The following is a 6,724-nucleotide window of genomic DNA, read 5'->3' on the forward strand; positions in this document are numbered from 1 at the left end:
TTACTCTCCTTTACCTCAGGCCACGGCGGCCGCTTGAGTGGTTTTCGGCATGGCCAGGCTCAGCGTCAGCTGCTCCGTGGCGGCGTCGTGGGGCAGTTCACCGGCAATCTCACCTTCGCGCATCACCACGATGCGGTCGGCCAGTCCCATCACTTCGGGCAGATCGCTGGAGGCAAACAGCACCGCGATCCCTTTGTTTGCCAGCTGATAAATCAGGTTATAGATTTCATGTTTGGCGCCGACATCAATGCCGCGCGTCGGTTCGTCGAGCAGGATCACGTTCATCTCCTCCGACAGCCAGCGGCCCAGAATTGCCTTCTGCTGGTTGCCACCGGACAGATTCATGATCAGCTGATGCGCGCCCGGCGTTTTGATGTTCAGCGAGCGAATGTGGTGGTCCGCGTTTTTCGCTTCCCAGCCCGGCTTGATCAGACAGCCGGCACTCAGGTTGTGGCGGCGCGCGCTGATATTGATGTTCTCGCGCACCGAGTGCACCGGGATGATGCCTTCGGCTTTGCGATCTTCCGGGCACAGCATGATGCCGGCGCGGATGGCATCAATCGGTTCGCGGATGTTGAGCTGCTTACCGTCCAGCGTGACCGTGCCTGCGCGCAGCCGGGTGGCACCAAACAGCCCTTTCATCAGTTCGCTGCGGCCGGCACCGACCAGTCCAAACAGACCGACAATTTCTCCGGCGCGCACCGTCAGCGATATCGGCATCCGCACGCCTTTCGCTTCCACCTGGTCCAGCTGCAGACGCACGGACCCCAGCTCACGTGGCGCGTAGCCATAGATATCTCCGAGATTGCGTCCGACCATCGCCTCCACCAGATCGTCATGGTGGGTATTGGCCATATCCGTGAAGGTACGCACGTAGCGCCCATCCTTAAACACGGTGATGGCATCGCTCAGCGCGAAAATTTCTTCCATGCGATGCGACACGTACAGCACCACCCGGCCCTGTTCGCGCAGCTGGCGAATCACGCGGAACAGATGCTCAATTTCGCGCGCCGACAGCGAACTGGTCGGCTCATCAAAGGCGATGATGCGCGCGTTGCGAGCCAGCGCTTTGGCGATTTCGACCATCTGCCACTGGCCGAGCGACAGGTATTTCAGCGGCATGTCGGGGTCGATATCCATGCCAAGATTTTTCAGCTGCAGACCGGCTTCGTAGCGCAGCAGCTTACGGTTAACCAGCCCGCGCTTGTGCGGCAGCTGGCCAAGATAGATGTTCTCCGCCACGCTCATTTCCGGTACCAGATGCAGCTCCTGGTAAATGATCGCCACGCCGGCATCCAGCGCATCAACGGTATTGCTGAAGCTTTTCGCTGTGCCTTTGATGCGGATTTCGCCGCCGCTGGGCTGATAGCTGCCGCTGAGGATTTTCAGCAGCGTGGATTTGCCCGCGCCGTTTTCTCCCATCAGCGCGTGCACTTCACCGGCGCGGCACTGAAAAGAGATATCCTGCAGCGCTTTCACGCCAGGGAAGGTTTTGCTGATGCCATGAAATGACAGAAATGCTGGATCCGTGTTCATGGGAACTCCTGAGCCTCCATGTTTCGCACCGTAGCGGCGTTGGCTGCGCACATTTACCCCGGTCACTGACTTCAGTAAGCTCCCGGGGATAAACGTGTTTGCCGCCTTGCTACAGCACGAACTATGCCGGCTGCCTGTTAATTAACATCACATTGAGGACGGCTTAAAACCGACTTACATCAGCCCTTTCTTCGCCAGCTCGGTTTTGAAGTTGTCGCGGGTGATCAGCACCACGTCGGTCACTTCGGTGAATTTCGCTGGCTCCTGTCCTTTGGTCACCCAGTTGTAGAGCATTTCGCTGCTCTTATAGCCGTGCACGTCCGGGCTCGGCAGCAGGGAACCGTAGAAGCCGGTTGGCGCGCCTTTTGACAGCTCGCTTACCGCATCCACGCCGTTGATGCCGATGCCGATCACGTCCGGTGCCTTGAAGCCCTGGCCTTCGGTGGCGCGCACGCCGCCCAGCACGGTGTTGTCGTTCATGCCGACAATCAGCCAGTGCTTCACTTCCGGATGCTGCACCAGCAGCGAGTTACCGGCGTCAAACGCGCCCGGGATATCGTTGGATTTGGTCGGCACCTGATAAATCTGCTTCTCCGGGAAGCCGGCGGCTTTCAGCGCGGCCATCGAACCACCGGTGCGGCGGCGCGCGGTATCCAGTTCGTTAGCGGTAATCGCCATGACGGCGGTTTGCTTCACATCCCAGCCGCGTTTCTGCATCTCTTTGTACAGCTCCTGGCCCTGACGCTCGCCGATTTTGGTCGCTGCCATCATCACCAGCGGTACGGTATCCATCGGCTTGCCTTTGGCGGTGACAAACTGGTCGTCCACGGCAATCACTTTCAGGTCATAGCTGCGTGCTTTGGCGACGATAGCCGAGCCCAGCTTGGGATCCGGGGTACAGATGACAAAGCCTTTGGCGCCGCTCGCCGCCAGGCTATCGATAGCGTTCAGGGTTTTTTCACCGTCCGGCACGGCAATTTTGATCACTTCAAAGCCGAGATCTTTGCCGGCCTTATCGGCGAATTTCCACTCGGTCTGGAACCAGGGTTCCTCCGGCTGTTTGACGAGAAAACCGAGCTTCATGGTCTCGGCGATAGCGGATTGTGACATAAGCGCGGCGAGGCCTGCGGCCGCCAGTGCTTTAGTGAATTTATGCATGATGCTCTCCGGCACAATGGTGTTTTATCGCTGTTATCAACGAATCGGTGTAAACGCTACCAATCAGATTTCACGTTCGGGTACAGCGCAAAATCAGCGCGTTAGCTCAAAGGTTGTACAAAGGCTGTGCAAACGCTGGGCTAGTTGTAGCGGGAAAAGCGCGGAAAAATGTAGAGCGGTATCACATCCCAAAACGATGACTAAATCCTCCATATATTCAGCAAAATTAACCGGACATTAACTTTTGCTGTCGATCACACAACCCCGCCGATGACAGAAAAGTGCATATTCTCAGCCGCTGATGACTAACCGCCGCCCGCGCCCCATTCCAGGATAGAGCGAGACAACTCACACAGGAGAATCCCGATGAGCGCGGGTGCCATAACAATTGGGCTGGATTTCGGCAGTGACTCGGTACGGGCGCTGGCCGTGGAGTGCCACAGCGGTAAAGAGCTGGAAAAGGCGGTGGTCAACTATCCGCGCTGGGCAAAGGGTGAATTCTGCGATGCCCACGCCAACCGCTTTCGTCATCATCCTCAGGATTATATTGATGCGCTGGAGCAGGCGATCGTCAGCGTGGTGCAGGCGTTAAGTCCGGCGCAGCGCGCCGCGGTGGTGGGTATTGGCGTCGATTCTACCGGCTCGACGCCGGCCCCCATCGATCGCGACGGCAACGTCCTCGCGCTGCGTCCGGAATTCGCCAGCAATCCCAACGCCATGTTTGTGCTGTGGAAAGATCACACCGCCATAGAAGAAGCCGAAGAGATCAACCGCCTGTGCCGCAGCGGCCAGTTCACCGACTATACCCGCTACATCGGCGGCGTTTACTCCTCCGAATGGTTCTGGGCCAAAATTTTGCACGTGTCGCGTGCCGATGCCGCGGTACGTGAGGCGGCGGTGTCGTGGGTAGAACTGTGCGACTGGGTGCCCGCGCTGCTGAGCGGCACCACCGCACCGGCCGATCTGCGGCGCGGACGCTGCGCCGCCGGGCACAAATCACTGTGGCATCCGGAATGGCAGGGTTTACCGCCGGCGGCGTTCTTTCGCGCGCTCGATCCCATGCTGGTGGAACAGCTCGATTCGCCGCTGTTCAGCGATACCTTTACCGCCGATGTGCCGGTCGGCACGCTGTCGGGCGAATGGGCGCAGCGTCTTGGCCTGTCAGAACAGGTGGTGCTGTCCGGTGGCGCCTTTGACTGCCACATGGGCGCGGTTGGCGCGGGCGCACAGCCGTACACGCTGGTGAAAGTCATCGGCACCTCGACCTGCGACATCCTGATCGCCGACAGCGAACAGGTTGGCGATCGCGCGATCAAAGGCATCTGCGGTCAGGTCGACGGCAGCGTGATGCCGGGCGCCATCGGCTGTGAAGCCGGACAATCGGCGTTCGGCGACATCTATGCCTGGTTCAGTCGCCTGCTCGGCTGGCCCTTACAGCAGGCGGCGCAGCGCCATCCTGAATTACAGCCGCAGCTGGCCGCGCTGCAGCAGGATTTGATCCGCCAGCTGACCGACGCCTGGGCGGCAAATCCGCAACTCGATCACCTGCCGGTGGTGCTGGACTGGTTTAACGGTCGCCGCACGCCGGACGCCAACCAGCGCCTGAAAGGCGTGATTACCGACCTCAACCTCGGCACCGATGCGCCAGCGCTGTTCGGTGGCCTGATTGCCGCCACCGCCTTTGGCGCGCGCGCCATCATGGAGTGCTTCGAGCAGCAGCAGATTCCGGTGCAGAACATCCTGACGCTCGGTGGCATTGCGCGCAAATCCCCTGCCATCATGCAGGCCTGCTGCGATGTGATGAACCGGCCGCTGGACATTGTCGCTTCCGATGAGTGCTGTGCGCTGGGCGCGGCGATTTTTGCCGCCGTTGCCGCCGGCGTTTACCCCGATGTGCCGGCGGCGCAGCAGGTGATGGCCAGTCCGATTGCCGTCACCCTGCAGCCGGACAGCCAGCGCGTGGCGACTTATCAGCAGCTTTATCAACGTTATCAACACTGGTGCCAGGCGGCTGAACCGCAGTACGCCGCGCGCGCCGCATCCGCTAAGTAAAGGAGCGATGAATGGAACAGAAAGTCTGGTTTGTGATTGGTACACAGCATCTCTACGGAGCGGAAACCCTGCGCCAGGTTGAGCAGCATGCGCGCCAGGTGATGGACGGCCTGAATCAGGCCGGTACGCTGCCGGTGCCGCTTGAGCTGAAGCCGCTGGTGAAATCACCGGATGAAGCGCTGGCGCTGTGCCGCGAGGCCAATCACGACAGCCAGTGCGTCGGTATCATTACCTGGCTGCACACCTTTTCGCCGGCAAAAATGTGGATTGGCGGACTGAGTATTTTGCATAAACCGCTGCTGCAGTTTCATACCCAGTTCAATGCGGAAATTCCGTGGGACAGCATGGACATGGACTTCATGAACCTGAACCAGACCGCGCACGGCGGCCGTGAGTTCGGCTTCATTGGCGCGCGCATGGGTCTGCAGCACAGCGTAGTGACCGGTCACTGGCAGGATAAAACCAGCCAGCAGCGTATTGCGCGCTGGATCAATGCCGCCCTGGCGAAGCAGGCCAGCCAGCAGCTGAAAGTGGCGCGCTTCGGTGACAATATGCGCGAAGTGGCGGTCACCGAAGGCGATAAAGTGGCAGCGCAGATTCAGTTTGGCTATGCGGTTAACGGCTGGGGCGTCGGCGATCTGGTTGAGGTGGTGAACAGCGTCAGCGACGGTGATGTCAACGCGCTGGTCGACGAATACGAGAGCCAGTATCTGTTCAGCGCAGCGGCGTCTGTAAACGGCGACAAGCGGCAGAATGTGCTGGATGCCGCACGCATTGAGCTGGGCCTGAAGCGCTTCCTCGATAGCGAAGGCTGTAAAGCCTTTACCACCAATTTCCAGACGCTGCACGGTATGACCCAGCTGCCCGGTCTGGCGGTTCAGCGCCTGATGGCTCAGGGCTACGGTTTCGCCGGTGAAGGCGACTGGAAAACCGCCGCGCTGCTGCACATCCTGAAAGTACAGGCCGGCACGCGCGCCGGCGGCACCTCGTTTATGGAGGATTACACCTACCACTTCGCGCCGGGCAACGAGCTGGTACTGGGCTCGCACATGCTGGAAGTGTGCCCGTCGATCGCCAAAGAGGAGAAGCCGCTGATTGATGTGCAGTTCCTCGGCATTGGCGGTAAAGCCGATCCGGCGCGTCTGATTTTCTCGACGCCGGCGGGTCGCGCGGTGAACGCCAGCGTCATCGACATGGGCGATCGCTTCCGTCTGCTGGTCAACGTGGTCGATACCATTGAACAGCCGCAGGCGCTGCCGAAGCTGCCGGTGGCACGTGCGCTGTGGCGCGCACAGCCTTCGCTGGCCACCGCTTCTGAAGCGTGGATCCTGGCGGGCGGCGCACACCATACGGTGTTCAGCCAGGCGCTGGATGTCGAGGACATGTACCTGTACGGTGAACTGCACGGCATTGAAGTGCTGGTGATTGATGACGAGACGCGCCTGCCGGCCTTCAAAGATGCGCTGCGCTGGAACGATGCGTACTACCGCCTGAAACGTTAATAGCCTGAAATGTTGAAGCAAGCCGCGAGGGTATCGCGGCTTTTTTTATGGCTTAAAACGTGCGGTCCAGTCAACAACGGCAGGCGTTACGTAAAGCCAGCGTGAATACCTCCCTGTCGCCCCGGCCGCCGCATCCCTGCGGCGTACGCTTTACTCCACTGCCCGCCTTTATTTCCTTCATATACGTGTGCTGCGAGTAGTCAGGTTTAAACGCCGCGCAGCGCATAAATGACAGCGATGAACAACTTAACTGTCCCATCAAGGCCAGCCCGAATAGCAAAGCGTCCGCGCCAGGGATGGCGCGGCCGATCGGCATGGATGCGGGGTTTCTTTGCGATCGGGCTGGCCTTGATGGGGCCGGGCACCCAATTAATAGCAACCCCACCCAACATCCACGAATCAGGGCATAAAAAAAGGTGCGCTAGTTTGCGCACCTCTTAAAAGACACATGCGATCACAACTAAGACGTTAAACGC

Annotated in this window: 4 protein-coding genes; 2 read left to right on the plus strand and 2 right to left on the minus strand. The window is 59.6% G+C overall.

Annotated features, from left to right (window positions below; translation table 11 throughout):
• Positions 1–15: 15 nt before the first annotated feature.
• Together araG and FT726_RS14195 are read right to left on the minus strand one after the other, a co-directional pair.
• Positions 16–1,536, minus strand: a complete 1,521-nt coding sequence (araG, locus tag FT726_RS14190) for an L-arabinose ABC transporter ATP-binding protein AraG (RefSeq protein WP_346302948.1) — start codon at positions 1,534–1,536, stop codon at positions 16–18.
• 174 nt (positions 1,537–1,710) lie between these two features.
• Positions 1,711–2,694, minus strand: coding sequence for an arabinose ABC transporter substrate-binding protein (locus FT726_RS14195; RefSeq protein WP_021506179.1), 984 nt, complete (start codon positions 2,692–2,694; stop codon positions 1,711–1,713).
• A 366-nt stretch (positions 2,695–3,060) separates the two neighbouring features.
• Here FT726_RS14195 and FT726_RS14200 point away from each other — a divergent pair, with 366 nt between their 5' ends.
• Positions 3,061–4,746 (plus strand): ribulokinase, encoded by a 1,686-nt coding sequence (locus FT726_RS14200; protein ID WP_132462736.1) that lies wholly within the window; start codon positions 3,061–3,063, stop codon positions 4,744–4,746.
• Positions 4,747–4,757: 11 nt separating this feature from the next.
• Positions 4,758–6,248 (plus strand): L-arabinose isomerase, encoded by a 1,491-nt coding sequence (gene araA, locus FT726_RS14205; protein ID WP_021506181.1) that lies wholly within the window; start codon positions 4,758–4,760, stop codon positions 6,246–6,248.
• Positions 6,249–6,724 lie beyond the last annotated feature (476 nt).

Origin of the sequence: Pantoea sp. Morm (genome assembly GCF_016643525.1) — a bacterium.
Lineage (GTDB): Bacteria > Pseudomonadota > Gammaproteobacteria > Enterobacterales > Enterobacteriaceae > Pantoea > Pantoea dispersa.

Excerpts from the sequence above, each read along its gene's own strand:
- FT726_RS14195 (WP_021506179.1), bottom strand. The coding sequence starts at position 2,694 with ATGCATAAATTCACTAAAGCACTGGCGGCCGCAGGCCTCGCCGCGCTT.
- araA (WP_021506181.1), top strand. The coding sequence starts at position 4,758 with ATGGAACAGAAAGTCTGGTTTGTGATTGGTACACAGCATCTCTACGGA.
- FT726_RS14200 (WP_132462736.1), top strand. The coding sequence starts at position 3,061 with ATGAGCGCGGGTGCCATAACAATTGGGCTGGATTTCGGCAGTGACTCG.
- araG (WP_346302948.1), bottom strand. The coding sequence starts at position 1,536 with ATGAACACGGATCCAGCATTTCTGTCATTTCATGGCATCAGCAAAACC.